Origin of the sequence: Gordonia terrae, assembly GCF_051789125.1 — a bacterium.
GTDB classification, from domain to species: Bacteria; Actinomycetota; Actinomycetes; order Mycobacteriales; family Mycobacteriaceae; genus Gordonia; species Gordonia terrae_A.
Map to the genome: position 1 here is coordinate 931,127 of NZ_CP196526.1, position 23,452 is coordinate 954,578.

At 65.8% G+C, this 23,452-nt stretch carries 25 protein-coding genes; 17 read left to right on the plus strand and 8 right to left on the minus strand.

Annotated elements, in window-relative coordinates; all coding sequences use genetic code 11:
• Nucleotides 1-10: 10 nt before the first annotated feature.
• Complete coding sequence (locus tag ACSUZC_RS04245) at nucleotides 11-826, minus strand: mycofactocin-coupled SDR family oxidoreductase (RefSeq protein WP_388053829.1); 816 nt, start codon at nucleotides 824-826, stop codon at nucleotides 11-13.
• Between the two features lie 287 nt (nucleotides 827-1,113).
• Between ACSUZC_RS04245 and ACSUZC_RS04250 the strand changes: the two genes are divergently transcribed.
• The 3 genes from ACSUZC_RS04250 to ACSUZC_RS04260 all read left to right on the plus strand — a co-directional run bounded on the left by ACSUZC_RS04250 (nucleotide 1,114) and on the right by ACSUZC_RS04260 (nucleotide 2,966).
• Nucleotides 1,114-1,662 carry a flavin reductase family protein gene (locus tag ACSUZC_RS04250; protein WP_388053831.1) on the plus strand — a complete coding sequence of 183 codons (549 nt, stop codon included), beginning with the start codon at nucleotides 1,114-1,116 and terminating at the stop codon, nucleotides 1,660-1,662.
• 25 nt (nucleotides 1,663-1,687) lie between these two features.
• Nucleotides 1,688-1,948, plus strand: coding sequence for a hypothetical protein (locus ACSUZC_RS04255; protein WP_388053833.1), 261 nt, complete (start codon nucleotides 1,688-1,690; stop codon nucleotides 1,946-1,948).
• Nucleotides 1,949-2,054: 106 nt separating this feature from the next.
• Nucleotides 2,055-2,966, plus strand: coding sequence for an alpha/beta fold hydrolase (locus ACSUZC_RS04260; RefSeq protein WP_388053835.1), 912 nt, complete (start codon nucleotides 2,055-2,057; stop codon nucleotides 2,964-2,966).
• Nucleotides 2,967-3,033: 67 nt separating this feature from the next.
• On the opposite strand, the gene ACSUZC_RS04265 is transcribed toward ACSUZC_RS04260, so the two are convergent.
• Both ACSUZC_RS04265 and ACSUZC_RS04270 read right to left on the minus strand, forming a co-directional pair.
• A complete protein-coding gene (locus ACSUZC_RS04265; RefSeq protein ID WP_388053837.1) occupies nucleotides 3,034-3,732 on the minus strand; it encodes a Dabb family protein in 699 nt (232 codons plus the stop codon).
• A complete protein-coding gene (locus ACSUZC_RS04270; RefSeq protein WP_354560692.1) occupies nucleotides 3,725-4,072 on the minus strand; it encodes a hypothetical protein in 348 nt (115 codons plus the stop codon). Before ACSUZC_RS04270 ends, ACSUZC_RS04265 begins: the two co-directional genes overlap by 8 nt.
• Before the next feature lie 196 nt (nucleotides 4,073-4,268).
• Here ACSUZC_RS04270 and ACSUZC_RS04275 point away from each other — a divergent pair, with 196 nt between their 5' ends.
• Nucleotides 4,269-4,892: a PadR family transcriptional regulator gene (locus ACSUZC_RS04275; RefSeq protein WP_439032987.1), complete on the plus strand. Its 624-nt coding sequence runs from the start codon at nucleotides 4,269-4,271 to the stop codon at nucleotides 4,890-4,892.
• A gap of 28 nt (nucleotides 4,893-4,920) precedes the next feature.
• On the opposite strand, the gene ACSUZC_RS04280 is transcribed toward ACSUZC_RS04275, so the two are convergent.
• The 3 genes from ACSUZC_RS04280 to ACSUZC_RS04290 all read right to left on the minus strand — a co-directional run bounded on the left by ACSUZC_RS04280 (nucleotide 4,921) and on the right by ACSUZC_RS04290 (nucleotide 7,724).
• Nucleotides 4,921-5,697 carry an IclR family transcriptional regulator gene (locus ACSUZC_RS04280; protein WP_388053839.1) on the minus strand — a complete coding sequence of 259 codons (777 nt, stop codon included), beginning with the start codon at nucleotides 5,695-5,697 and terminating at the stop codon, nucleotides 4,921-4,923.
• Between the two features lie 132 nt (nucleotides 5,698-5,829).
• Complete coding sequence (locus ACSUZC_RS04285) at nucleotides 5,830-7,038, minus strand: NADH:flavin oxidoreductase (protein WP_439031672.1); 1,209 nt, start codon at nucleotides 7,036-7,038, stop codon at nucleotides 5,830-5,832.
• A 116-nt stretch (nucleotides 7,039-7,154) separates the two neighbouring features.
• Entirely contained in the window at nucleotides 7,155-7,724 is a 570-nt protein-coding gene (locus ACSUZC_RS04290) for a TetR/AcrR family transcriptional regulator (protein WP_439031673.1), read from the minus strand.
• Between the two features lie 152 nt (nucleotides 7,725-7,876).
• On the opposite strand from ACSUZC_RS04290, the gene ACSUZC_RS04295 reads away from it, so the two are divergent.
• From ACSUZC_RS04295 to ACSUZC_RS04350, 12 genes are all read left to right on the plus strand, one after another.
• On the plus strand, nucleotides 7,877-8,746 hold the full coding sequence (locus tag ACSUZC_RS04295; RefSeq protein WP_388053845.1) for an SDR family oxidoreductase: 870 nt from the start codon (nucleotides 7,877-7,879) through the stop codon (nucleotides 8,744-8,746).
• 270 nt (nucleotides 8,747-9,016) lie between these two features.
• Nucleotides 9,017-10,273: an ABC transporter substrate-binding protein gene (locus ACSUZC_RS04300; RefSeq protein WP_439031674.1), complete on the plus strand. Its 1,257-nt coding sequence runs from the start codon at nucleotides 9,017-9,019 to the stop codon at nucleotides 10,271-10,273.
• 24 nt (nucleotides 10,274-10,297) lie between these two features.
• Complete coding sequence (locus ACSUZC_RS04305) at nucleotides 10,298-13,102, plus strand: ABC transporter permease subunit (protein WP_439031675.1); 2,805 nt, start codon at nucleotides 10,298-10,300, stop codon at nucleotides 13,100-13,102.
• Nucleotides 13,099-13,827: an ABC transporter ATP-binding protein gene (locus ACSUZC_RS04310; protein ID WP_354560679.1), complete on the plus strand. Its 729-nt coding sequence runs from the start codon at nucleotides 13,099-13,101 to the stop codon at nucleotides 13,825-13,827. Before ACSUZC_RS04305 ends, ACSUZC_RS04310 begins: the two co-directional genes overlap by 4 nt.
• A gap of 197 nt (nucleotides 13,828-14,024) precedes the next feature.
• The gene (locus tag ACSUZC_RS04315) at nucleotides 14,025-14,813 is read left to right on the plus strand and encodes a 2-keto-4-pentenoate hydratase (RefSeq protein ID WP_439031676.1); all 789 of its coding nucleotides are present in this window, start codon (nucleotides 14,025-14,027) and stop codon (nucleotides 14,811-14,813) included.
• A gap of 80 nt (nucleotides 14,814-14,893) precedes the next feature.
• Nucleotides 14,894-15,799, plus strand: a complete 906-nt coding sequence (locus tag ACSUZC_RS04320; RefSeq protein WP_388053853.1) for an acetaldehyde dehydrogenase (acetylating) — start codon at nucleotides 14,894-14,896, stop codon at nucleotides 15,797-15,799.
• Nucleotides 15,796-16,890 carry a 4-hydroxy-2-oxovalerate aldolase gene (dmpG, locus tag ACSUZC_RS04325; RefSeq protein WP_388053855.1) on the plus strand — a complete coding sequence of 365 codons (1,095 nt, stop codon included), beginning with the start codon at nucleotides 15,796-15,798 and terminating at the stop codon, nucleotides 16,888-16,890. Before ACSUZC_RS04320 ends, dmpG begins: the two co-directional genes overlap by 4 nt.
• A 138-nt stretch (nucleotides 16,891-17,028) precedes the next feature.
• Entirely contained in the window at nucleotides 17,029-18,492 is a 1,464-nt protein-coding gene (locus ACSUZC_RS04330) for an FAD-dependent oxidoreductase (protein WP_439031677.1), read from the plus strand.
• A 127-nt stretch (nucleotides 18,493-18,619) separates the two neighbouring features.
• A complete protein-coding gene (locus ACSUZC_RS04335; protein WP_439031678.1) occupies nucleotides 18,620-19,402 on the plus strand; it encodes a hypothetical protein in 783 nt (260 codons plus the stop codon).
• 88 nt (nucleotides 19,403-19,490) lie between these two features.
• Entirely contained in the window at nucleotides 19,491-20,345 is an 855-nt protein-coding gene (locus ACSUZC_RS04340) for an SDR family NAD(P)-dependent oxidoreductase (protein WP_439031679.1), read from the plus strand.
• Between the two features lie 3 nt (nucleotides 20,346-20,348).
• Nucleotides 20,349-21,251, plus strand: coding sequence for an LLM class F420-dependent oxidoreductase (locus tag ACSUZC_RS04345; RefSeq protein WP_439031680.1), 903 nt, complete (start codon nucleotides 20,349-20,351; stop codon nucleotides 21,249-21,251).
• Nucleotides 21,238-21,747 (plus strand): nuclear transport factor 2 family protein, encoded by a 510-nt coding sequence (locus ACSUZC_RS04350; protein ID WP_439031681.1) that lies wholly within the window; start codon nucleotides 21,238-21,240, stop codon nucleotides 21,745-21,747. Before ACSUZC_RS04345 ends, ACSUZC_RS04350 begins: the two co-directional genes overlap by 14 nt.
• A 70-nt stretch (nucleotides 21,748-21,817) precedes the next feature.
• Here ACSUZC_RS04350 and ACSUZC_RS04355 read toward each other — a convergent pair whose 3' ends face one another.
• Nucleotides 21,818-22,057 (minus strand): hypothetical protein, encoded by a 240-nt coding sequence (locus ACSUZC_RS04355; RefSeq protein WP_439031682.1) that lies wholly within the window; start codon nucleotides 22,055-22,057, stop codon nucleotides 21,818-21,820.
• Between ACSUZC_RS04355 and ACSUZC_RS04360 the strand changes: the two genes are divergently transcribed.
• Nucleotides 22,046-22,171 (plus strand): hypothetical protein, encoded by a 126-nt coding sequence (locus ACSUZC_RS04360; RefSeq protein WP_439031683.1) that lies wholly within the window; start codon nucleotides 22,046-22,048, stop codon nucleotides 22,169-22,171. The genes ACSUZC_RS04355 and ACSUZC_RS04360 overlap by 12 nt on opposite strands.
• A gap of 275 nt (nucleotides 22,172-22,446) precedes the next feature.
• Here ACSUZC_RS04360 and ACSUZC_RS04365 read toward each other — a convergent pair whose 3' ends face one another.
• A complete protein-coding gene (locus ACSUZC_RS04365) occupies nucleotides 22,447-23,364 on the minus strand; it encodes a LysR family transcriptional regulator (RefSeq protein WP_439031684.1) in 918 nt (305 codons plus the stop codon).
• Nucleotides 23,365-23,452: the final 88 nt, after the last annotated feature.

Here is a 23,452-nt window from a genome sequence, read left to right on the forward strand (position 1 = left end):
GTGCAGAGTGTCAGCGCGCGTTGAAGCCCGCGTCGACGGGGAAGGTTACACCGGTGATGTACTTGCCGGCGTCGCTGACCAGGAAGGCGATCGCGTTGGACACGTCGATCGGATCGATGAACGGTACCGGCATGATGTTGCGGACCGCGTCGAAGTCGGCGTTCGGATCGCTGTAGAACTGTTCGATGATCGGATTCTGGATCATCGGGGTGGCCACACCCGTGGGGTGGATGGTGTTGACCCGGATGTTCTGCGGGCCAAGCCAATTAGCGTAGTTGCGCATCAGGCCGACCACGCCGTGCTTGGCGGCGGTGTAGGCCGCGTTCACCCCACCCATGCCACCGGTGCCCTTGAGGCCCTGGCTGGAGCTGGTGATCACGATCGACCCGCCCTGGTTCTCGAGGAGGCTCGGCACAGCTGCCTCGACCGTGTTGTGGACGCCGTTGAGGTTGACGTCGATCACGTCGAGGAATGCCTCATGGGTGTTCACGTTGACGCCCAGCGGCATGATGCCCGCGTTCGCGAGCACGATGTCGACGCGCCGTCCGAGGGTCTCCTCGCCGCGTGCGAGTGCCGACGAGACCGCCTCCGGGTCACGGACGTCGCCTTGCGAGGCCACGATCTTGCCGCCGGCCGCCTCGACCTCCTTGATCGTGATGTCCAGATCGTCCGGTGTCGACATCGCGTACTCGACAGTGGAGATCTGCGAGCAGAGGTCGATCGCGATGATGTCGGCGCCCTCGCTCGCGAGTTTGATCGCGTGACTGCGGCCCTGTCCTCGTGCGGCGCCGGTGATGAAGGCTACTTTGCCATCGAGCGTTCCCATTGTTTCCTCTCGGTCCCGACCACGTGACTGCTCATTGTTGTTTCTGTTCCCCTGGCGGACAGGACTTTTGTCCCCGGGGACGGTCCTCCGCAGAGGAGGGCTCCGGGTAAAGCTACGAGGGCGCGAAGGTCGGGCCAAGACGGGTTCCTGACCAGTGGGACGGGCTTGAGAGTCGAGGGATCTCGGCGGCTCGCCTGTCCGTCCCGGCCAACGGGAATCAGGGCGCGGATGACGATCGCGGGAACTATGGTCGCCATCACAGCGGTGTCGACGAGGAGATGGATGTGATGGCATCAGTTCCGGATCAGGCGGTACGCACGAACACCGACGGCGGGGCGGGCCTGCCAGAGGTCGACGGGCAGCTCATGCGTCGGGTGCTCGGCCACTTCGCGACCGGTGTGGTCGCGGTGACCGGCGTGCACCCGGCAACCGGGGAGCCCACCGGTCTGGCCGCAAATTCGTTCACCTCCGTCTCGCTGCACCCGCCCCTGGTCGCGTTCTGCGTCGCGCAGACGAGCTCATCGTGGCCTCTCGTCCGAGCGTCGGGACGGTTCACCATCAACATCCTCGCGGAGTCGCAAGAGCACATCTGTCGTCAGTTGGCCGCGCGTGGAACCGAGAAGTTCCGCGGCCTGAGCTGGGACCCGTCACCCTCGGGCGCGCCGGTGCTGACCGGGACCCTGGCCTGGATCGAAGCGGAGATCGAGAACGAACACGAGGCGGGCGATCACACGATCGTGGTGGCCAGGGTTCGTCACCTGCACGCCTCCGACCAGGCGCCGCTGTTGTTCTTCCGGGGTCAGTACGGGCGCTTGTCCGCGGCACATGCGGGCTGAGGGAGAACAGGGGAACACCGTGACGATGACACCGTTGAACTGCAGGGGTTGCGACCGGGTCGTGCGCGTCGAGAAGTTCAGTGCGGCACACACATCGGTCGAATGGACCTTCGATTCCCGGGAGTGTCCCTTCATCGCTGCGCTGGCGGATTCCGACGTCTTCGGATCGCATTCGCGCCAGTGCGAGCAGCTGCGCCAGACGATAGATCAGGCTGTCGTCGACCACCGACTGACCGAGTCCGTGCTGGAACTGCCCACGGCAGAACAGCTTCCGCGGTTGCACTGAGGCCCGGCGTCGTCCTCGAATCGTCCGCGAGCGCTCCGCTCCCGGTGTGTGCCGGTGAACGGGAACCGTGTCGATCGTTTCGACGTGACGGTGGCACGCTCGTGAGATGACGATCAACGGAGACACCCGCACCCCAGATACCCCGACCTCCGACGCCCAGAGCGCAGATTCCCGGGCCACACCCGAACTCCTCGAGCTGCCCACCGAGCACGGTATTCTGCGCTACCGCGAGGCCGGCGACGGCCCGCCTCTTGTCCTACTCCACGGATCGGGTCCCGGAGTCACCGGCTGGCGGAACTTCCGCGGGAACCTCCCCGCGCTCGCCGCGCAGTTCCGCACATTCGTGCTGGAGCTCCCGGGATTCGGGGTCAGCGACAGCTTCGGGACTCCCCATCCGATGATGTCCGCACAGACCGCGGTCACGGCCTTCCTCGACGGGCTGGGCCTCGACCGCGTGCGCATGATCGGCAACTCCATGGGCGGGTTCATCGCCACCGACTTCGCGTTGAATAATCCGGCTCGCGTCGAGCGACTGGTTACCGTCGGCGGTGCCGGGACGAATCTCTACGGCCCCCAACCGGGCGAAGGCATCATCCGGCTCAGCGAGTTCGTCGAGAACCCGACCCGCGAATCGTTGGTCTCCTGGCTCAATTCGATGGTCTACGACCGCTCGCTGATCACCGAGGAGATGATCGACGAGCGATGGGCGCAGGCGACGGACCCGGACACGCTGGCCAGTTCGCGCGCGATGTACGGCACGGCAGCCTTACAACGAATGTCCGATGCGATGCGGACCTCCGACGCGACACCCGGCTGGGCAAACCTGCGCAAGCTCCAGGTGCCGACCCTGATCACCTGGGGGCGCGACGACCGGGTCAGCCCCGTGGACATGTCGATCATCCCGATGCGGACCCTGCCCTTCGGCGAGGTCCACATCTTTCCCAACTGTGGCCACTGGGTCATGATCGAGCAGCAGAAGGCATGGGAGTCAGCGGTTCTCGCGTTCCTGACGCGCTGATGGCCTCCGGCACCGGACAGCGAGCGCCCCACGGGACCTCCCGTGGGGCGCTGCTCGTCTCGACGTTCTACCGCGCGGAATCCACCGAACCGGCCAGCTCAGCTGTTGGCACCACGGGTTCGTCGGCGGTGCAGAAACTGTGGCAGACACGTTCTCTCACGATGCATCGTGGGTTCTCGGGGTCGAAGAATGCATCCACCGACGCCCAGTGGATAGGGTGGTCCATGTATTCGCCGAGCAGCCCGTCGATGTCGGCGAACTCTTGCTCCCAGACGTGCGTCCACCGTGAGTCACCGCCCGCCTCTGCCACGTGGCTGAGCTGCCACGCCCGCATCGAGGTGACGAACCGCGGCATCCGCAGGAGCGTACGTTCGAACTCGTCGATCTCTTGGTCCGATGCCGTCTCGTCAACCCGCAGGAGCAGAGTGCGATAGACGATCCCGTCCTCGCTGTGCTGCCGCCGGCCCGAATCCCCGGCCAGGCGGGTGTTCGCACCGTGATATTCGACCGAGTTGACGCGAGCGACCGATGCTCCCGAAGTCGCCCACTCGACATCGGCGCGGCCCCGCCGCCACTCCTCCTCGGAATCGAACTGTAGGTGGACGACGAGGTCTCCGCCGTTGCGGACTCCGGCCAGCGTCGGCGACACAAGGGTCCTGCGCGCACCTGTCGCCGAGGCGGCCGCGGTCACACGGTCGACTATCGCGTCCAGTGCCCGTGGGTCGTCGGGGTCGGTCAGGTGGATCAGCCGGGTGATCTCATACATCGCAGAGTCCTTCCACGTCGCCTACATCGGCCGCCATGGAACGGGAGCGCTCGACGATCATCGGCGCCTTGTCGGTCCACCATTGTGCGGGAGCAGGGTCGTGCCGGGCGGCGACCATGGTCTGCCACCAATCGCGTGGTCCCTGTACCGACCAGGTCGCGGTCACGGTGTTGCTGGCGTCGTCGAGCCAGACCGGTGGGCTGACGACAATCCGATCCAAGGTCAATCCCCGGCGCGTGGCGGCAGGTGCGTATTCATCGAGGTAGGCGTCGACGAAGTCGCGTGCCGCACCGGGTTTGAGGACGACCTGATCGACAACGAAGATGGTTCGGTCGCTCATGGACGATCACGCTATCGGGCCGGTGACAACCTGCTGGTCTATTTCCCGGTAGCCGGGAGGTGAGCGGATCGGGCGAGCCGCGCTCCCGATGATCGGGAAAGCAAACGCCGTTTCACGGGCAGCCCGTTGATAGTCTCGGCTGGTGAGCGACGATCCCCATCCGAATCTGCCGGCGACGAGCTGGGCGGTGCTGGGCATGTTGTCGTTCGGCGAGGAATTGACCGGCAATGATCTCAAGAAGTGGGCGGACTGGAGTATCGGCTTCTTCTACTGGAGCCCGTCGGTGAGTCAGGTGTATGCCGAACTGAAGAAGCTCGAGGATCAGTCGCTGGTCGTGTCGCGCAAGGTGTCCGACGAAGGTGTCCGGGGACGGCGCGTCTACGGAATCACCGACACCGGTCTCGAGGCGCTGCGCAACTGGTCTCGTTCGGCCGACGTCGAGATCCCCGTGCTGAAACACGGGGTGATGTTACGTCTGTACATGGGTCATCTGCAGACGCCCGAGGAACTCAAACACGTTGTGCGTGCCCACATCGCCAATCTCCGCGAGACCGCGGACCGGGCTGCGCTGCACGCCGAACACTCCGAGGCCGAACCGGGCTGGGCCTTCTCCCAGATGAGCCTGCGGTGGGCGCAGCGTTATTATCAGTCCGAGATCGAGCTCGCGCAGGAGTTGTTGGCGGAGATCGATTCCGCCGCGGCGCGGTTCGACTCAGCCGCCGACCACGACGATCGGGGACTCCCGATCCCGAGGAATCCCGGCGCATGGCGCGACGTCCCGGCCGATTCGGGAACGAGCGACTCCGTACAACCCGGCTGACGGGTCGCGCCGCGGGGCGGCGGAGCGATCACCCCTCGGCGAGCACTCGTGCCGCGGTGGGCATCGACCGCATCAGGTTGCGGCGCTGCAGGGTAGGGGTGACCCGCGTTCCGTCGCACATGCTGCGCCAGATGGCGCCGGCGGTCAGGCGCACCGGGTTGATCATCGTCGAATCGAAGGTCAGATCGCGCAGGGGCCCACACACCGAGACTGCTGTGGTCGCCTCGCCGATCGGTCCGATCGGCGCGGCTATGCAACCGAAACCGCTGACGGATTCGTTGCGCTCGAAAGCGATTCCATGTTCGAGAATCAGATCGGCGCCGGGAATCCGGTGCCCGCTGTAGGCGAGCAAGGCTCGTCCCAGCGCGGAGCGGCGTGCGTCCCGGCGACCCCCGATCCGGGTGGGCACAAGGGGCGCCAACCGGCCGCCGATCTTGTCCAGGTAGACGACATCGTCACCGTCCAGGACGGCCAGGTGCACCACCATGCCGGTTGTCCGATACAGCTGCTGGAGGTGTTCGGTCGACGCGGCGTGCACACGGTCCTGGTGAACGGCCAACGATCCCAGTTCGACGAGCCGGATACCGAGGCTGTAGTTGCGGCCGTCTCGGCTCAGCCACCGCAGGGCGACGAGCCGCTCGAGCATCCGGTGCGCCGAGGATCGCGGCAGGCCGGTCCGGAGCACGATCTCGGCGAGGCTCAGTCGGTCCCGGCCGTCGAAGGCGTCGAGGACGAGCGACAACCGATCGAGAATTGCGCTCGGTGCTGACGGGGCGTCGTCGGCGATCTCGTTCGGAATGGACATGCCGTCGCTCCTGTTTCCGGGCTGCATCGCCCTGACGTGGCTATTTCTATTAGGAAGTGTGCCACAGAGCGCACCTAATGTGAAACGGCTCACGGAAATCGTGCGCAGATTCGGCCCCGGGTGCGGCCGGATTCACGCCCCGGCGACGACCACCAGCGGACATCTGGTGCCGGTGAAAATGCTCGCCGCGCACAGGTTGCAGTGGATGCACAGCGAGGTCGTGGTCAGATCCTTCTGGATGCGATTGATCAGGTCCGGCTCGCGCAACAGTGCGCGAGCCATGGCCACATACTCGAAGCCGTCGCGCATCGCGGTGGTCATGCCGCCGTGATCAGTGACCCCGCCGAGGAGCACGAGAGGCATGGTCAGCGCCTCGCGGAACTGCCGCGCGTGATCGCGGAAGTAGAGCGGTTCGTACGGGTACTGCTTGAAGACGAATCGGCCGAACATCTTCATTCCGAGTTTGACGATGCCCGACTGAGTCTCGGCCATTGCACGAACCGGCACGTCGCCACGGAAGAGATACATCGGGTCCAGCAGCGACGACCCGCCGGTCAATTCGATCGCGTCGAGATGTCCATCCGCCTCGAGCATCTGGGCGAACCGGAGTGATTCGTCGAGCCACAGCCCGCCCGGCACGCCGTCCGCCATGTTCATCTTGGCGATGACGGCGACCTCACCGGCGGCCGCCTCGCCGACCTCGGCGACGATCCGGCGGGCGAACCGGGCGCGATTGGACAGCGATCCACCCCAGGAATCCCTGCGACGGTTGATGTTCGGGCTGAGGAAGGAACTCGCGAGGTAGTTGTGGCCGAGATGGATCTCGATCGCGTCGAAGCCGACGTCCTTGGCCATGCGTGCGGCATCCCCGTGCGCTTTGATGACCCGGACGATGTCGTCCTCGGTGGCGGCACGGTCGAATCCCATTGCCAGCGGGTTCGGCCGGGCCGACGGGGCGATGGATGGCAGTCCGTTGGACCGCGAGTTGGCCACCGGTCCCGCGTGTCCGATCTGGGCCGACACCTTGGCGCCCGTCGCATGCACGGCGTCGGTGAGCCGTCGGAGGCCGGGGAGGGCGTCGGCCCGCCAGTAGATCTGATCGCGCTCGGTGCGCCCTTCCGGGGCGACGGCGAGGTAGGCGACGGTGGTCATCCCGACACCACCCTTGCCGACGGCCACATGGAAGTCGATGAGTTCCTCGGTCACCAACGCGTCGCGGGTGACGCCTTCAAAGGTTGCCGACTTGATGATGCGGTTGCGCATCGACACCGGACCCAGGCGGGCCGGGGCCAGTGGATCCGGCGTGGTCGTCGCGGGAACGGGGGACGCGATGTCGGGCATCGGGATCTCCTTGATTCGGTGGACTGGTCCTGAAAAGGCAGGGGGCTGTGCACATCTGGTGCAGGACCGGTTGTGTCGGGCGGTTCGGACCGTGTGATCTCGCGTGAGACCCGGCCTCAGGTGTCGGCGGGGATCTCCGGGATGCGGATGTCGATCCAGCCGAGCATCGCGTCGACCGCGTCCGCGGAGTCTCCGTCGGCACCGGAATCGGCCCATTCGGTGAGGGCGGCGAACGCGGCGGCCTGGTACGTCGACGCCATTGCGCGGCAGATCGCGGGCGGCGCGTGCGGCACCCGCCGGCCGATGAAGGCGGCGAGTTCGTCGATCCAGGGGCGATAAGCGCGGGGTGCCATCGCGAAGAGCTCCGGCTCGTCGGCGATCAGCCGTAACCAGGCCGGATTGACGCGCTGCACGCGGGGATGATGCGACACCGAGCTGACGACGCCGGTGCGGATCGCATCGGCGAGCGAGTCGGCGGCCGAAGTCTTCTCGAGAGCGTCTCGCAGCCGGACGGTGGCCTGTGCGACGCCGGTCCAGGCGATGTCGGCCTTGGTAGGGAAGTGTCGCAGCAGCGTCCGCGCGCTCACTCCGGTGGCGTCGGCCAGGTCGGCCCAGCTCGTATCGGCGAAACCCTGGTCGCGCCACAACCGGAACGCGGCTTCCGCGACGGCTCCGGAATCGATCACCGACGGTCGACCGCGCCCGCGCCGGCCGACGGCGGGGGGCGGCGCGGGCGGATCGTCGAGAGGGGGCACGCACTGAGCAGACCATTTTTGTCCTAGTGTGTCAAATATAGGCGGTGCGCGGTGCCGTCGTCATCGAGACGGAGGAGCAAGCGATGGGAGAACGAGCGGTGAAGTGTTACGTGGTGACCGGCTCGGCGTCGGGAATGGGCCGTGCTGTCGCGAAAAAGCTTCGCGTACAGGGGCATAAGGTCATCGGCGTCGACCTCGTCGACGCTGAGGTCGTCGCGGACCTGTCCACCGCGGGCGGGCGGCGTACGGCGATTGCCGACGTCCTTGCGGCCGCAGGCGGACGGCTCGACGGTGCGGTTCTCGCCGCGGGTCTGGGGCCGACGCCGGGCGAGGAACGGCTCCGTCTGATTGCCGAGGTCAACTATCTCGGCGTCGTGGAACTGCTCGAAGGCTGGCGGTCCGCGCTGTCCGCCGCGGACGAGGCGAAGGTCGTCGTGTTCTCGAGCAATTCGACCACGACCGTCCCTGCGGTGCCCTCACGTACCCTCGCCGCGTTCGCCGAACGCGACATCGACAAGGTGTGTCGGTCGGTCCGGATCTTCGGCAGGCAACGAGCGCCCATCGTGTACGCGGGCTCCAAGCTGGCGGTCAGTCACTGGGTGCGTCGCGCGGCCGTGTCCCGGGAGTGGGCGGGTGCCGGCATCCGGTTGAATGCGCTGGCTCCCGGTGCGATCCTGACCCCTCTCCTCGAAAGGCAGCTGGGGACCCCGACCGAGGCCAAAGCCATCCGGAGCTTCCCGGTCCCGATCGGCGGATTCGGCGATGCCGACCATCTCGCTGACTGGGTCCTGTTCATGCTGTCCGACTCCGCCGAATTCCTCTGTGGGAGCGTGCTGTTCGTGGACGGCGGCTCGGACGCGTACTTCCGGGCCGAGGACTGGCCGCGATCGGTGCCGATCCGGCGCTTGATCGGTTACGTCCGGCGGTTCCGGGGATTCGTGCCGAACAGCTGACGCGGCGACCGTTCGGTCGCCTCACCAACCGCCCCGCTCCGTCCGGACCGGGGCGGTTCGGCGTGCAGACCAGCGTCGCGAGGCGCCGTGGTCCGAACTGCCCGACGAATGTCCCGGTCACCGGGAACCGCCGTCTCCGCACCCGTACGACCTGCGCTCATAATTCACTGCTTGCACCCGGAGGGTGACGCGAATCACGCGGGGGGAGCCGATGTGTGGGATGTCCTATCCGATGCGCGGGCCTCGCAGTTCTGTGAAGGAGTACCTGTTATGAAACTCGGTGGACTGACTCGCCATCGGCGAGCCGTGGCCGGCCTGAGCGCGCTCGCGGTCGTGAGCGTGGTCGGCCTGACGGCATGCGGCAGTGACGATTCCTCGAGCAGCAGCGCACCGTCGGCGGCGACGACGTCCCTGCCCGCCGACCCGGCCGACGGCACACCTGTCAAGATCGGCTTCATCTCCGCCGAAGGCGGTGCCGCTGTCTCACTGCCCGAGTATCGGCAGGGCGCGGAGGCGGCAGTCGAATACGTCAACGAGAACGGCGGCGGCCTGGCCGGGCACCCGGTCGAACTGATCGTCTGCAAGCAGCAGGAAGAGCCCACCTCGGCCACCAAGTGCGCCAACGAGCTGGTGGAGCAGGGTGTTTCAGCCGTACTCTCACCAGGAACGTCCATGGGCCAGGTGATCGTCCCGATCGTCACCGGAGCCAAGATCCCCTACGTGACGCTCAACGCCGTCTCCGCCGCCGAGCTCACCTCACCGGGTGTCTCGGCTCTCTCCGCCGGACTCCCCGGGACGCTCACCGCCACGGCGACGGGCGCGAAGAGTGAGAATCTGAAGAAGGTCACGATCTTCGCCAGCGACGGTGGCGGCATCGGCAACGTGATCCGCCAGATGGGTGATCCGATCTTTCAGGCGATGGGCATCGATCTGAACGTCGTGCCGATCCCGCTGGGCGTGCCGGACCCGACCCCGATGGTCTCGGCCGGACTGTCGGAGAAGCCCGACGGAATCAGCGTCGTGGCGGATGCGGCAACCTGCGCTGCCGTGCTCAAGTCGGTCCAGACCCAGAACCCCACGATCAAGAAGATCCTCAACCCGATCTGCCTGGACCCGAACGTCACCGATGTCGTCGGTGTCGACGCCGTGAAGGGCAACATCGGCATCACCGCGACCGACTACCTCTCCGACGATCCGGATTCGGTCCTCTACCGGAGCGTCTTCGAACAGTACGCACCCGATCTGTCGATCACCGGTGCCGGATCCTCGGGCTACCAGGTCGTTCTCGGCGTAGTCCGTGCTGCCGACGGTATCCAGGGCGGGGTGAACGCAGCCGCCATCGCGGATGCCCTGAAGGCGAGCAAGAACGTCGAGATGCCCGCGGGTGGCGGAGTCACCTTCACCTGCAACGGGTCCGCCTTCCCGCAGATGCCGACACTGTGCGCGAGCCAGACGCTCTACGGCACGATCAACGATCAGGGTGTCCCGGTCGACCTCAAGGCCGCCGGACAGAAGCCGGCCGCGTAAGCGTCTGGCGCAGAAGGAAACAATATGACTGACCATCTCTCCTATCTCGTTCTCGGCCTCGGCAACGGCGCGGTGTACGCGGCCATCGGGCTCGCACTCGTGATGACCTTCAAGAGCTCCGGCGTCGTGAACTTCGCGACCGGCGCGGTTGCCCTGTACACCGCGTACACCTACGTCCTGCTGAGGACGGGGGAGCTGATGGTCCCGATCCCGGGCCTCCCCAAGTCGATTCACCTCGGTGGACCACTTGGGGTGGTTCCGGCCATGGCGATCGCGCTCGTCATAGCCGCAGTTCTCGGGGTTCTCTGCTACGCCTTGATCTTCCGGCCGATGCGCAATGCCTCGGTGGTGGCCAAGGCGGTGGCCTCGATCGGTCTGATGATCGTCCTGCAGGCGGTCATCGCCCAGCGGGTCGGCACGCAGATCCCCCTGGTGGAACCGATTTTCCCGATGAAGACCATCCCCATCGGCGACAGCGTCGCGCCAACCGACCGTATGTGGCTCGCGGGTTGCGTCGTCGGTCTCGCGATCGTCACCACACTCGCCTTTCGGTACACCAGATTCGGTGTCGCGACCGAGGCGGCGGCCGAATCGGAGAAGGGTGCCTATCTGACCGGACTGTCGCCGGACAAGATCGCGTTCAGCAACTGGGCACTGTCCTCGGTGTTGGCCGGCCTCGGCGGCATCCTCATCGCCCCGCTGGTCTCGCTGAATCCAGTTGCATACACGATGTTCATCGTTCCCGCGCTCGCCGCGACGCTCGTCGGCAACTTCTCGTCCATCTGGCTCACCGTGATCGCCGGGATCGCGGTCGGCGCCCTGCAGTCCGAGGCGACCAATCTGCAGAACACCTTCGACTGGCTTCCGAAAACCGGTCTCTCCGAGGCGATCCCGCTCATCCTCATCCTCGGCTTCCTGGTGGTGAAGGGGCGGCCGCTACCCGATCGCGGTGCGGTGGTGCGCCAGGCACTGGGCCGGGCGCCCCGTCCGGAGCGGATCGTCCTCCCCGCACTGGTGTCGATCGCGATGGCCGTCATAGCCTTGATGCTGACCACCGGGAGCTATCGGGCGGCCGTGATCACCAGCATCATCTTCGCCGTCGTCGCGTTGTCCCAGGTGGTCGTGACCGGTTATGCCGGGCAGGTGTCGTTGGCCCAGCTGACCCTGGCCGGCGTGGGTGCCTACTCCCTGTCGGTTCTCAACACCCACCTCGGCATCCCGTTCCCGTTCGCGCCCATCATCGCGGCGGTCGTCGCCACCGTGCTCGGTGTCGTCGTCGGTCTGCCGGCCCTGCGCGTCCGCGGCCTACCGCTGACCGTCGTGACGCTCGCGCTCGCGGTGTTCCTGGAGGCGTTCTGGTTCCGGAACCCCTCGCTGAACGGCGGGGTCACCGGCGCGCCCATCGACACCCCGCGGTTCCTCGGGATCGACCTCGGGATCGGTGCCGGGGAGAACTACCCCCGCCTCGCGTTCGGCGTCCTGTGCCTGATCGTGCTCGTTCTCGTCGGGCTCGGTGTGGCCTGGCTGCGACGCAGCACGCTGGGGACCGACATGCTGGCCGTCCGCGCCAACGAGCGGTCGGCGGCGGCAACCGGTATCGATGTGTCGCGAACCAAGCTGGCCGCCTTCGGGATCGGCGCGTTCATCGCCGGCCTCGGCGGCTCCCTGCTCGGCTACCAGCAGACCCTCGCCACCGCCGAGTCGTTCACGGTGTTCCTGGGAATCAGTCTGTTCGCGGTCATGTACATCGCCGGCATCACCTCGATCACCGGCGGGATCCTGGCCGGCCTCATGGCACCGGGCGGTCTGCTGTACATCGTCCTCGACCGTGCGGCCGACATCGGGGAGTACTACACGCTGATCAGCGGAATCCTGCTGATCGTCTCGGTGATGGCCAACCCGGACGGTATCGCGAGCCGGCTGCCTCACATCCCCTGGCCGGCGCTGCCCGCGCTGCGGCGGCGGGCCGTCGACGAGGTGTCGGTTGCCGCCGGATCCGCGACCTCCGGAAGCTCGGCGCCGGCGATCGACCGCACCGATCCGGTTCTCGCCGTGGACGGTGTCGGCGTCCGCTATGGCGCGGTGGTCGCCGCCGAGGACGTGTCGTTCGAGGTCTATCCGGGAGAGATCGTCGGACTCATCGGACCGAACGGCGCCGGGAAGACCACGATCATCGATGCGGTGACCGGATTCGCGCCGTCCACCGGTGCGGTCACACTAGGGGGCCACGACATCAGCACGCTGCGCCCGCACGTCCGCAGCCGGCACGGGTTGGGTCGGAGTTTCCAGGACGTCGAGCTGTACGACGATCTCTCGGTGGCCGAGAACGTCACCGTCGGCGCGAGCCGGTCCCGTTCGGACGTGCCAGTGGAACGTCGGGTCACGCAGGTGTTGCAGATGGTCGGGCTCGACGAGATGGCCGACGCCGAGGTCGCCACCCTCTCCCAGGGCCGGCGCCAGCTGGTCTCGGTGGCACGAGTTCTCGCGGCATCGCCGAAGGTAGCGCTGCTCGACGAACCGGCTGCCGGGCTGGACTCCTCGGAGAGCCAGTGGCTGGGCGAACGGCTGCGGATGGCCCGCGACGCCGGGACCTCGATCCTGATGGTCGACCACGACATGGACCTCGTCCTGTCGATCTGCGACCGCGTCGTGGTTCTCGACCTCGGCAAGGTCATCGCCACCGGAACGCCCGAGCAGATCCGCACCGAGGATGCCGTCATCCGTGCCTATCTCGGGATGCCAGGTGGCGCGGTGGATGCCGAGCACGAAGCGATCCCGGAGTTGCACACCGCAACCCAGACCACAAGCACCCAGGAGGTCCTGTCGTGAGCGCGTTGCACTGCACGGGGTTGACAACCGGATACACCAAGCAGCGTCCGTGTGTGCGGGACGTCGACCTGACGGTCGAGGCCGGCGAGATCCGGTGCCTGCTCGGTCCGAACGGTGCCGGAAAGACGACCCTGCTGCTGGCTCTGGCGGGAATGCTGCCGCGGTTCGGCGGTGACATCGAGGTCGACGGGACCTCTCTCGCCGGTGGACGTCCACGTGACGCGGTTCGTGCCGGGATGGTCCTCGTGCCGGACGACCGCGCGTTGTTCCGGCAGCTGTCGACCGTGCAGAACCTCCGACTCGCTGTGCGGGAGCGCAGTCGGCGAGCCGCGGCTGTGGACCAGGTCATCGAGTACTTTCCCTCGCTCGAGAAGCGGTTGAAGATCGACGCGGGGCGACTCTCTGGTGGCGAGCAGCAGATGCTCGCGATCGGCCGTGCCATCGTCCAGCGGCCGAAGGTCCTACTCATCGACGAGCTCAGCATGGGGCTCGCGCCGGTGATCGTCGACGAGATCCTCGAGGTCCTCCGGCGCCTCGCCGCCGACACCGGGATGGCAGTCGTCCTCGTCGAGCAGCATGTGCACCTGGCTCTGAACGTCGCGGACACCGCGGCCGTGGTGGTGCACGGGAACGTGGTCATCGACGACTCGGCGTCGGCCCTGCAGGCCGAACCGGCGCGAATCGAGCGCGCATACATGGGAACCGAGGGCGCGGTGGCGGTCTGACAGTGGCGGCGACGGTCCCGCTGAATGGACTCACTGGCCTACTTCGCGCACAGACGTAGTGGAATCAGCATCGTCACGTCGACCCGGATCCGGTGCAACGGGATGTCGGAATATTAGAACGTGTTCTAGAATTGAGTGATGCGCTTGCGCGCCACTGCGGTGGTGAGCGTTCCCCAGGTGTACGAGAGTGAGGCGAAATGGCGGTTGACCAGGCAATTCGCGAGAAGATCGCTGCTGACCTGGCGCGGGCGGAGGCGTCGGCGACCGCGATCGACCGGCCCACCGACGCCCATCCCGACCTCGATGTGGTCGACGCGTATGAGATCCAGCTGATCAACATCCGCAAGCGACTCGACGCCGGGGCCAAGGTCGCCGGGCACAAGGTCGGCCTGGCCTCCGAGGCCATGCAGAAGATGATGGGCGTGGACGAACCGGACTACGGCCATCTGCTCGACGACATGCAGTACTTCGAACACACCCCGATCGACGCCAAGAAGCTCTGCTTTCCGCGCGTCGAAGTCGAGGTCGGCTTCATCCTGGGCGAGGACTTGCCGGGGGAGGGCTGCACCAATCAGGACGTCATCGACGCGGTGGCCTGGGTGGTGCCGTCGATCGAGCTGATCGACTCCCGGATCAAGGACTGGAAGATCACGCTCTGCGACACGATCGCCGACAACGCGTCGTCGTGCGGGTGGATCCTCGGACAGCAGCGCGTCCCGATCTCCGAGATCGACACCGGTGACATCGAGGCGACGCTGACGCGCAATGGAGAGATCGTCGCGAAAGGCAATTCGTCTGCGGTATTGGGCCATCCGCTGAACGCCGTGAGTTGGCTCGCGCGCAAGGTCGAGGGCTTCGGAGTGCGCCTGCGCAAGGGCGACGTGATCCTCCCGGGCACCGCGACGCGGGCCATCGACATCTCGTCGGGCGATCACTTCGTGGCGGAGTTCGCCGGCCTGGGCAGCGTCACGCTCGACTTCACCTAGACACGAAGTGTCCTTCGATTCCACTGAGACACCGAATTTGCTGGACCTGAACAACTTTCACACAGTATGAGGAGGAACCCGTGGCAGCCAAGCTGACCGCAGCGATCATCGGGTCGGGCAACATCGGCACCGACCTGATGTACAAGCTGGAGCGCTCCGAGGTGATCGAGCCGCGCTGGATGGTCGGCATCGATGCCGCCTCCGAGGGTATGAAGCGCGCGGCCGATCATGGCCTGATCACGATGAGCGGTGGCGCCGACGAGCTGCTGGCGTCGTCGGAGCGTCCGGATCTGATTTTCGAGGCGACCTCGGCCTATGTGCACCGCGAGTACGCGCCGAAGTACGAGGAGGCGGGCATCATCGCCGTCGACCTCACCCCGGCCGCTGTCGGCCCCGCCGTGGTGCCGCCGGCCAACCTCCGCGAGCACCTGGATGCGCCGAACACGAACATGATCACGTGCGGTGGGCAGGCGACCATCCCGATGGTGCACGCGGTGAGTTCGGTTGTGCCGGTGCCGTATGCCGAGATCGTGGCGTCGGTCGCCTCGGTGTCGGCCGGTCCTGGAACCCGCGCGAACATCGACGAGTTCACCGCGACGACCTCGGCAGGTGTCGAGACGATCGGGGGCGCGCAGCGTGGCAAGGCGATCATCATCCTGAATCCGGCCGATCCGCCGATGATCATGCGTGACACCATCTTCTGCGCCATCCCAGAGGATGCTGACATCGATGCGATCGCCGAGTCGATTCACCGACGGGAGAAAGAGATCCAGGCATACGTGCCGGGTTATCGACTGTTGCAGGACCCCCAGTTCGACCCGCCGAGCGTCCTCAACGGCGGTTTCGCGCGGGTCTCGATCTTCGTCGAGGTCGAAGGCGCGGGGGACTTCCTCCCGCCGTACGCCGGGAACCTGGACATCATGACCGCCGCCGCCACGAAGGTCGGCGAAGAGATCGCAAAGACGAAGTTGGGAGTCCCCGCATGAGCACCAATGTGGTTCTGACACCGCGCGACCCGAAGCTGATGGCTAACGCGCGCAAGTACTCCGACACCCTCGACATCCGCATCACTGACTCATCGCTGCGCGACGGCAGCCACCACAAGCGCCATCAGTTCACCGAGGAGGAGGTGCGCGCGATCGTCGGCGCACTCGACGACGCCGGTGTTCCGGTCATCGAGGTGACCCACGGTGACGGTCTGGGCGGATCGTCGTTCAATTACGGTTTCTCCAAAACCCCTGAGCAGCAGCTGATCAAGGCCGCCGCAGAAACAGCAAAGCGAGCCAAGATCGCCTTCCTGATGCTGCCGGGGCTGGGCACTAAGGACGACATCCGCGCCGCGCAGGACAACGGCGGTCAGATCTGCCGCATCGCCACGCACTGCACCGAGGCCGATGTCTCGATCCAGCACTTCGGACTCGCGCGTGACCTCGGCCTGGAGACCGTCGGCTTCCTGATGATGAGCCACAGCCAGCCGCCGGAGGTCATCGCCAAGCAGGCCCGCATCATGGCCGACGCCGGGTGCCAGTGCGTGTACGTCGTCGACTCCGCAGGTGCTCTTGTCCTGGAGGACGTGACGGTGCGAGTGGAGGCCCTGGTGGCCGAGCTCGGCAACGACGCGCAGGTCGGGTTCCACGGTCACGAGAACCTTGACATCGCGGTTGCCAACTCGGTCAACGCGATTCGTGCCGGTGCACAGCAGATCGACGGGTCGATCCGTCGATTCGGTGCCGGCGCCGGGAACACGCCCACCGAGGCATTCGTCGGCGTGTGCGACAAGCTCGGCATCACCACCGGCGTCGACTTCATGAAGATCGCCGACGCCGCACAGGATGTCGTCCGTCCGGCAATGCCGTCGGAGTGCCTGGTCGACCGGTCGGCGATGATGATGGGCTACGCCGGTTGCTACAGCTCGTTCCTCAAGCACGCCGAGGGTCATGCCGAACGATACGGCGTCTCGGCCGCGGAGATCCTCCTCGAGGCGGGTAGCCGCAAACTGGTCGGCGGCCAGGAGGACCAGCTCATCGACATTGCGCTCGAGCTCAAGAAGAAGCAGGACGCGAATGCCGGGGTCTGAGCTCGCGCCGGCTCATCTTGATCGAGTGAAAGATATTCGGCCAGAACGACACTGACAGCCTCCCACTGTTCGGGATCCCAGCAGCAGATGTGGACCGTTCGATGAGTGAATAACGAGCAACTCATCGAGGAGGTTCACATGACAGATCCCACACTCCGGCCGGTCTCGGCGTCTCACGTCGAGTGGTCGCTGGAAGCCGATGTCGTAGTCGCCGGACTCGGCGTCGCCGGCGCCACAGCAGCGATCGAGGCTGCTCGCGCCGGCGCCGAGGTCGTGGCGCTCGAACGACTCGGTGGTGGAGGGGGCGCCGCCGCCATGTCCGGAGGTTTCATATACCTCGGCGGCGGTACTGCCCTGCAGAAGTCGCTGGGATTCGAGGACTCGGTCGAGAACATGAAGGCGTTCATGAAAGCCGCACTCGGACCTGGCGTCGACGAGGCCAAAGTCGATGTCTACTGCGAGGAAAGTGTCGAGCACTACAACTGGCTCGTGGACGCGGGTGTGGTGTTCGACGAATCGTTCTGGGGTGAGCCCGGTTGGGAACCGCCCCACGGCGAGGGGTTGATGTACTCCGGCGGGGAGAACGCCGCGCCGTTCATCGCCACGATTCCGCCCGCACCCCGTGGCCATCTCCCACGACGTGCGGCAACTGCGGACAGCGAACAGGCCGGCGGGTACATGTTGATGAAACCGCTTCTCGCGCTGGTCGAAGAACTCGGCGTGCAAACGCTCTACGACAATCGCGTCCAGTCGCTCGTGGTCGACGACGACGAGCGCGTCGTCGGCGTGATCGCCAGGAACTACGGTGTGGATCAGGCGATCAAAGCCCGGCGGGGAGTGGTTCTCGCGACCGGGAGTTTCGCCTACGACAACACGATGCTGCGCGACCACGCGCCACATATCGAAGGTCGTCCCGCGGCCTCGATCGAGAGTCACGACGGTCGTGCAATCCTGTTGGGTCAAGCACTCGGTGCGGCGACCGCGCACATGGACGCGACCGAGGTGGCCATCTTCTGCGACCCGCAGCTGATGGCCCGCGGGATCCTCGTCAACGGGCAGGGTCAGCGTTTCGTCACCGAGGACACCTACCCCGGCCGGATCGGGCAGGCCACGCTGCTGAACCAAAGGGGCGAGGCCTTCGTGATCATCGACGAGGCGTCGTACGAGGAGGCGCTGACCACGGATTCGACGAGTGCGATGATGCGTGCCACCCCGAGATGGGTGTGCGAGAGTGTCAGCGAACTCGAGTCCGAGATCGGCCTGCCGTCTGGGTCCTTGTCCGCGACGATAGATCTGTACAACACGCACGCCGCGAACGGAACCGACCCGTTGTTCGGCAAGAAGTCGCAGTGGTTGAAGCCCATCGGGACACCTGTTGCCGCATACGATCTCCGCGGAATGATGGGCGGATTCACGCTCGGCGGGTTGAAGACATCGACCGACTCCGAGGTTCTCCACGTGTCGGGGGCGCCGATACCGGGGTTGTACGCAGCCGGGCGTTGCACGGCTGGCGTGTGTGCCGGTGGTTACGCGAGTGGTGCCAGTCTCGGGGATGGGAGCTTTTTCGGACGGCGCGCCGGGGTGAGTGCAGCAGCGGGGTGAGGGTTGAGACTGGGTCGACATACGGATTAGCTGTCTCTCCCATTCACCTGGACGCTCCTCTCGGAGCGTCGGCGGCACAGCTAACGTGACACACATCACCAACGTGTATTCGCTGTAAGGATGAATTTTGAACCGATTCCCGCTGGCGTTCTTCTCGTTCGTCCACCTTGCGGACAACACCCCCGAGAACCATCGGAATTACAACCGGTGGCATTTGATGGACCACCGGCCGGAGAACCTTGCTCTCCCCGGGGTGGCTTGGGGAGAACGGTGGTCTCACAAGCCTGATATCGACTGTATGGACGGTGCGACAGCGGCATTCGGCTCGGTTGACTACGTTGCCATGTACTGGTTCAACGATCCTGTCGAAGAGTCTGTCGCGGAATGGAACCGGCTCGGCGCCGATTCATTCGAATGGGGTCGCGGGCCGTTGATCCCAGGTGTTCAACGGCCACTCCTGGGATTCTTTCGGCCGGTCAAGGGCTACGCGGCTGCATCGGCGCTTGTTTCGGCCGAGGTATTGCCGCTTCGACCGAATCGCGGTGTTCACCTCACCCTCACCCGATTCGACGACGCGCGAGGTGCTCCCGCACATGAACATCATGCCGCCGAGGATCGCGAACTGATACCTGAACTACTCGATCTCGCCGGGGTGGCAGGTGCCTGGACGTTCACCTTCAGCCACCATCAGAACGTAACCATGCGTCCTCGGACCAATTCCGATGACCCGGAGGGTTCGATGCGGATTCGACTTGTATACATCGATGGTGATCTCAGCTCGACAACCGAGCGAATATGTCAGTCGCACAACGATTTCAATGCCTCGAGGGGGTTCGACCGAGGAGATTCGTGTGTGCAGACCCTGGCGTGTATGTCGCTGGGCTCCATTGTGCCCTTCGCCGATTGGTGACAAGACGGGGTGGCGGTCCAACGCCATGGCGGTCCGGGCCAGCGGCGCTGACGGACGAACGACTGTAGGTAAGTGGATAAGGAGAACGATGAACATCACGACAACCGACGGGTCGAATGCGGTGGATCCGACACGGTACGGACCATGGGCGGTCATCGCGGGTGGGTCTGAAGGAGTGGGCGCCTCGTTCGCTCATCAACTCGCCGACGCCGGGATCAATCTCGTGCTGATCGCACGCAAGCCCGGTCCGCTCGAGGAGACCGCCGCGGCGGTCCGGACGCGCGGAGTCGAGGTCCGAACTCTGTCTCTCGATCTGACCGATTCCGGAGCAATCGGTCAGATCTTCGCTGCGACCGAGGATCTGGACGTCGGACTGCTCATCTACAACGCCGGTGCGAACAGTTATGGAAGCGATTTCGTCGAAGGCGACCTCGGTCGTTTTCAAGACGTGATCGACCTCAACATCACCGCGCAGCTGACACTGGTCCACTTCTTCGGTGCAAAGATGCGTGCGCGGGGTAGTGGCGGTCTGCTGCTGGTCGGCTCGATGAGCGGCTACCTGGGCGGGAAGCATCTGTCGATCTACGGCGCCGTCAAGGCCTTCGGCCGGGTCTTCGCCGAGTCGCTCTGGTTGGAATTGCGAGACCACGGCGTCGATGTGCTCGAACTCGTGCTCGGCGTCACCCGAACGCCTGCGATGGAGCGCGCCGGGATGAATCTCGGTGGAGCAATGAAAGTCAGCGAGCCCGACGACGTTGCGCGCGAAGGACTCGCTCACCTCGCGGACGGGCCGGTGTGGGTCGCCGGCGGGAACGCATCCCGTGCCGAGGAGATCAACGGTCCCGACCGTCGAGGGCTGATCCTCAAACAGCACGAGCGGATGCTGAAACTGTTCCCGCAGAGGGCGAAGAGCGATGCCGAATCCGTTCAGACCCAGGGCTGAGCCGTGCGAATCGGGATCACCAGCCCGATCGTCACCCGGGTGCCCGGAGTCGCCGGGGAATGGGAGGCGTCAGCGGGAATCGCCGAGCTCGCAGACATCGCCTCGGCGGCCGACCAGCTCGGGTTCGAGTATCTGACCTGCAGCGAGCATGTGGCTGTGCCGACCGAGGTGGCGGCCACCCGCGGCGGGACATATTGGGATCCGTTGGCCACCTTCGGTTTCATCGCTGCACGGACTCGTCGTATCAGGTTGTTGACGCAGGTGCTGGTGCTCGGCTATCACCATCCGCTCGAGATCGCGAAGCGGTACGGAACCCTCGATGCCGTCAGCGGTGGCCGGCTCACGCTCGGCGCCGGCGTGGGTTCTCTGCGTGAAGAGTTCGAGCTACTCGGAGCCGAGTTCAACGGTCGCGGCGAAATCGCCGACGATGCGCTTCGTGCGCTTCGGGTCGCGATGTCCCAATCCGAACCGCGGTATGAAGGAACTCATTTCCGTTTCGGCGGAATGCTCGTCGAGCCCCATGCGGTACAGAGTGACGTTCCGATCTGGATCGGCGGCCGCACGATGAGGTCGTTACGTCGCGCGGTGGAGTTGGGCGACGGGTGGGTGCCGTTCGGTCTGAGTCGTGCGCGGCTGCGAGAGATGCTCGACTCGGTCGCGTTGCCGACGAATTTCGAGGTGGTCCTCTCGGCAGGCACGGTGGATCCGTCTGCCAGTCCGGACCAGGCTCGAGTCGAGGTGGCTGCGGCATCGGCCGCCGGTGCCACCGTTGTCGGAGTGACCGTCGCGGCCTCCTCGGCCGATCACTACATCGAGCAGTTGGCCGCACTGGCCGACTTGCATGATCTGCCCGGTCGTGGCGGGATCTCGACAACGATGGAAGGAGATTCGCATGACGTCGCCTGAGGATCGAATGTCAGCGATGGAGGCCAGGCTGCGCCTCGTGGAGGACGAACGGGAGGTCGCTCGACTGGTGGCCTCGTACGGCCCGCTCGTCGACAGCGGCGATGCAGATGCCGTCGCTGCGCTGTGGACGCCCGACGGTGTCTACGACGTCGACGGTTTGTACATGCAGGGACGTGACGACATCGTGGCGATGGTGAGGTCCCGCACGCACCAGGGTTTCATTGCCGGTGGGTGCGCTCATTTCCAAGGGCCGGTGCACGTGACCGTGAACCGCGACGAGGCGACTGCGGCCAGCTATTCGCTGCTGATCCTCGGTGACGAGAACGGGTTTCGAGTCCACCGAGCGACTGCACACCACTGGCGGCTCGTCCGGACCACTGATGGTTGGAAGGTGGACCGGCGTACGAGCCGCGCGCTCGACGGAAACCCTGACGCCCCTGCGCTGCTCAACGCAGCTGTGAACGGACAGGTGAATCCTGACGGAGCTCAAACCTGACGCGTCAGGACAAGTGTCGCAGTTGCCCACTGTCGCGTAGCGGTCTGACGTCGATGTTCTCTCGGAGTCGTCAGGTGTGCCGGTGGCGGTCACACGCCTCGTCGAATGCGTGCAACTCGGCGAGAAGAGCGTCGGCACGGTCGGGCCTCAGTTCCGCTAGTACTCGCCCGACTCGTTCACCGCACCTGCCGACTTCGTGCTCATACCCGCGGCGACTGGAGATCGTCGGCCGGATCAGTCGGCTTTCGGAAGGACCGACGCAGCGCTCGACGTAACCCAGATCGATCGCGGTGTTCACGTGTCGGCTCACAGTCGACTGATCCAGTTGCAACGCCGCTTCCAGGTCGCGCTGGGTGTACGGGCACCCGTCCGACAGAACATCAAGATGGCGAATGCGATGCGTGCAGATGTGTTGCGGCTGTGAGCCGTTGGCAACGCCGATGCGTGGTGTAGAGCTCCATTGCCAAGTCACGGTGCACTACGGGCTTGGCAACATGCTGGTGTTCCGGCTCCATTGCGTGCGCCTGCACCGGGCCGGTCTCGTGAGACCGGCCCGGCGAAAGCGAGGTCATCATGCGCCCGCAGGGGAGTGTGCAGTGGTCACCGACAGGATCTTCTCGGTGAGTTCGGGGCGGCAGATGATCAAGTCGTGCTGTGAGCGGACGTATTCGGGCATTTACGGCGAGTGCTCGACTGTGCTCAGCTGTGGCTGATGTGCGCGAGGAAGTCGCGCGCGGCTCCGGCGCCGGGTTGTGCGCCTGCGGGCCACACCGCCCGAAGGGGCCGGGCCAGATCGAGGTCGAGAATTGGGACACCGACGAGCCGTCGCCCGATGTCGTCGGCCACCGACAGGTTGCTGAGAACCGCCGGTCCGGCGCCGGCGATCACCGCGGCCCGCACCGACGCCGTGGTGGACAACTCCAGAACCGGTGGCGCGACCGCGCGTGTCGGCCCCAGTGTTCGTGCCAGTGCGCGCTCGAAGAATTCTCTTGTCCCGGAACCCTCCTCACGCGTGACGAGTGCCGTGCGCGCGAGGTCGTGGGCCTCGACGGGGCGTCGGAGCCGTGCCCACGGGTGATCGGGCGCCACGACGAGGACGAGTTCGTCGCGTGCGATCGTGCGACTGCGGAGTCCGCTCGGGACGCGGGAGCCCTCGACGAAGCCCAGTTCCACGTCGCCGGCGCGGACGAGGTCGAACACGTGGTCGGAGTTGGTGGCGGTGAAGGACACCCTGGGTGCGTGCTCGTGTTTCGCGGCGAATGACACGAGCCAGCGGGGGAGTAGGTGCTCGGCAACGGTGAGGCTGGCCGCGAGGCGGAGTCGATCACGACGTTCCAGGCGTAGGGCCGCGAGCCCGGCGTCGAACTCGCCCGCGAGGGTCAGGAGTCTGTCGGCCCAGTCGGCGACGAGCCGGCCGGACTGGGTGGGGAGCGAACCGCGTGGGGTGCGGGTCAGCAGCGCGACGCCGAGTTGGGCTTCCATCGCCCGGATGCGGGCCGACACCGCCTGCTGGGTCACGCCCAGTTCTGCGGCGGCCGCGTTGAGGCTGCCGGTGGTGACAACGGCCTGCAACGTCTCCAGCGACGCGAGGTCGGGCATCCGCGGGCTCAGCACCATCGTCCGAGGGTACAACCGCGAGTGGTGACCGAGGTACAACCATCGGTTGTACCCTCCCAACGTTCTGAGGCCTACCGACCGAGCCCGT

What these genes read in the sequence shown, in the direction of transcription:
- dmpG (WP_388053855.1), top strand. Translation starts at nt 15,796, where the DNA reads ATGAGCACCAATGTGGTTCTGACACCGCGCGACCCGAAGCTGATGGCT.
- ACSUZC_RS04270 (WP_354560692.1), bottom strand. Translation starts at nt 4,072, where the DNA reads ATGAGCGACCGAACCATCTTCGTTGTCGATCAGGTCGTCCTCAAACCC.
- ACSUZC_RS04245 (WP_388053829.1), bottom strand. Translation starts at nt 826, where the DNA reads ATGGGAACGCTCGATGGCAAAGTAGCCTTCATCACCGGCGCCGCACGA.
- ACSUZC_RS04300 (WP_439031674.1), top strand. Translation starts at nt 9,017, where the DNA reads ATGAAACTCGGTGGACTGACTCGCCATCGGCGAGCCGTGGCCGGCCTG.
- ACSUZC_RS04330 (WP_439031677.1), top strand. Translation starts at nt 17,029, where the DNA reads ATGACAGATCCCACACTCCGGCCGGTCTCGGCGTCTCACGTCGAGTGG.
- ACSUZC_RS04255 (WP_388053833.1), top strand. Translation starts at nt 1,688, where the DNA reads ATGACACCGTTGAACTGCAGGGGTTGCGACCGGGTCGTGCGCGTCGAG.
- ACSUZC_RS04285 (WP_439031672.1), bottom strand. Translation starts at nt 7,038, where the DNA reads ATGCCCGACATCGCGTCCCCCGTTCCCGCGACGACCACGCCGGATCCA.
- ACSUZC_RS04265 (WP_388053837.1), bottom strand. Translation starts at nt 3,732, where the DNA reads ATGTATGAGATCACCCGGCTGATCCACCTGACCGACCCCGACGACCCA.
- ACSUZC_RS04315 (WP_439031676.1), top strand. Translation starts at nt 14,025, where the DNA reads ATGGCGGTTGACCAGGCAATTCGCGAGAAGATCGCTGCTGACCTGGCG.
- ACSUZC_RS04260 (WP_388053835.1), top strand. Translation starts at nt 2,055, where the DNA reads ATGACGATCAACGGAGACACCCGCACCCCAGATACCCCGACCTCCGAC.
- ACSUZC_RS04365 (WP_439031684.1), bottom strand. Translation starts at nt 23,364, where the DNA reads ATGGTGCTGAGCCCGCGGATGCCCGACCTCGCGTCGCTGGAGACGTTG.
- ACSUZC_RS04275 (WP_439032987.1), top strand. Translation starts at nt 4,269, where the DNA reads ATGTTGTCGTTCGGCGAGGAATTGACCGGCAATGATCTCAAGAAGTGG.
- ACSUZC_RS04295 (WP_388053845.1), top strand. Translation starts at nt 7,877, where the DNA reads ATGGGAGAACGAGCGGTGAAGTGTTACGTGGTGACCGGCTCGGCGTCG.
- ACSUZC_RS04280 (WP_388053839.1), bottom strand. Translation starts at nt 5,697, where the DNA reads ATGTCCATTCCGAACGAGATCGCCGACGACGCCCCGTCAGCACCGAGC.
- ACSUZC_RS04305 (WP_439031675.1), top strand. Translation starts at nt 10,298, where the DNA reads ATGACTGACCATCTCTCCTATCTCGTTCTCGGCCTCGGCAACGGCGCG.
- ACSUZC_RS04250 (WP_388053831.1), top strand. Translation starts at nt 1,114, where the DNA reads ATGGCATCAGTTCCGGATCAGGCGGTACGCACGAACACCGACGGCGGG.
- ACSUZC_RS04350 (WP_439031681.1), top strand. Translation starts at nt 21,238, where the DNA reads ATGACGTCGCCTGAGGATCGAATGTCAGCGATGGAGGCCAGGCTGCGC.
- ACSUZC_RS04340 (WP_439031679.1), top strand. Translation starts at nt 19,491, where the DNA reads ATGAACATCACGACAACCGACGGGTCGAATGCGGTGGATCCGACACGG.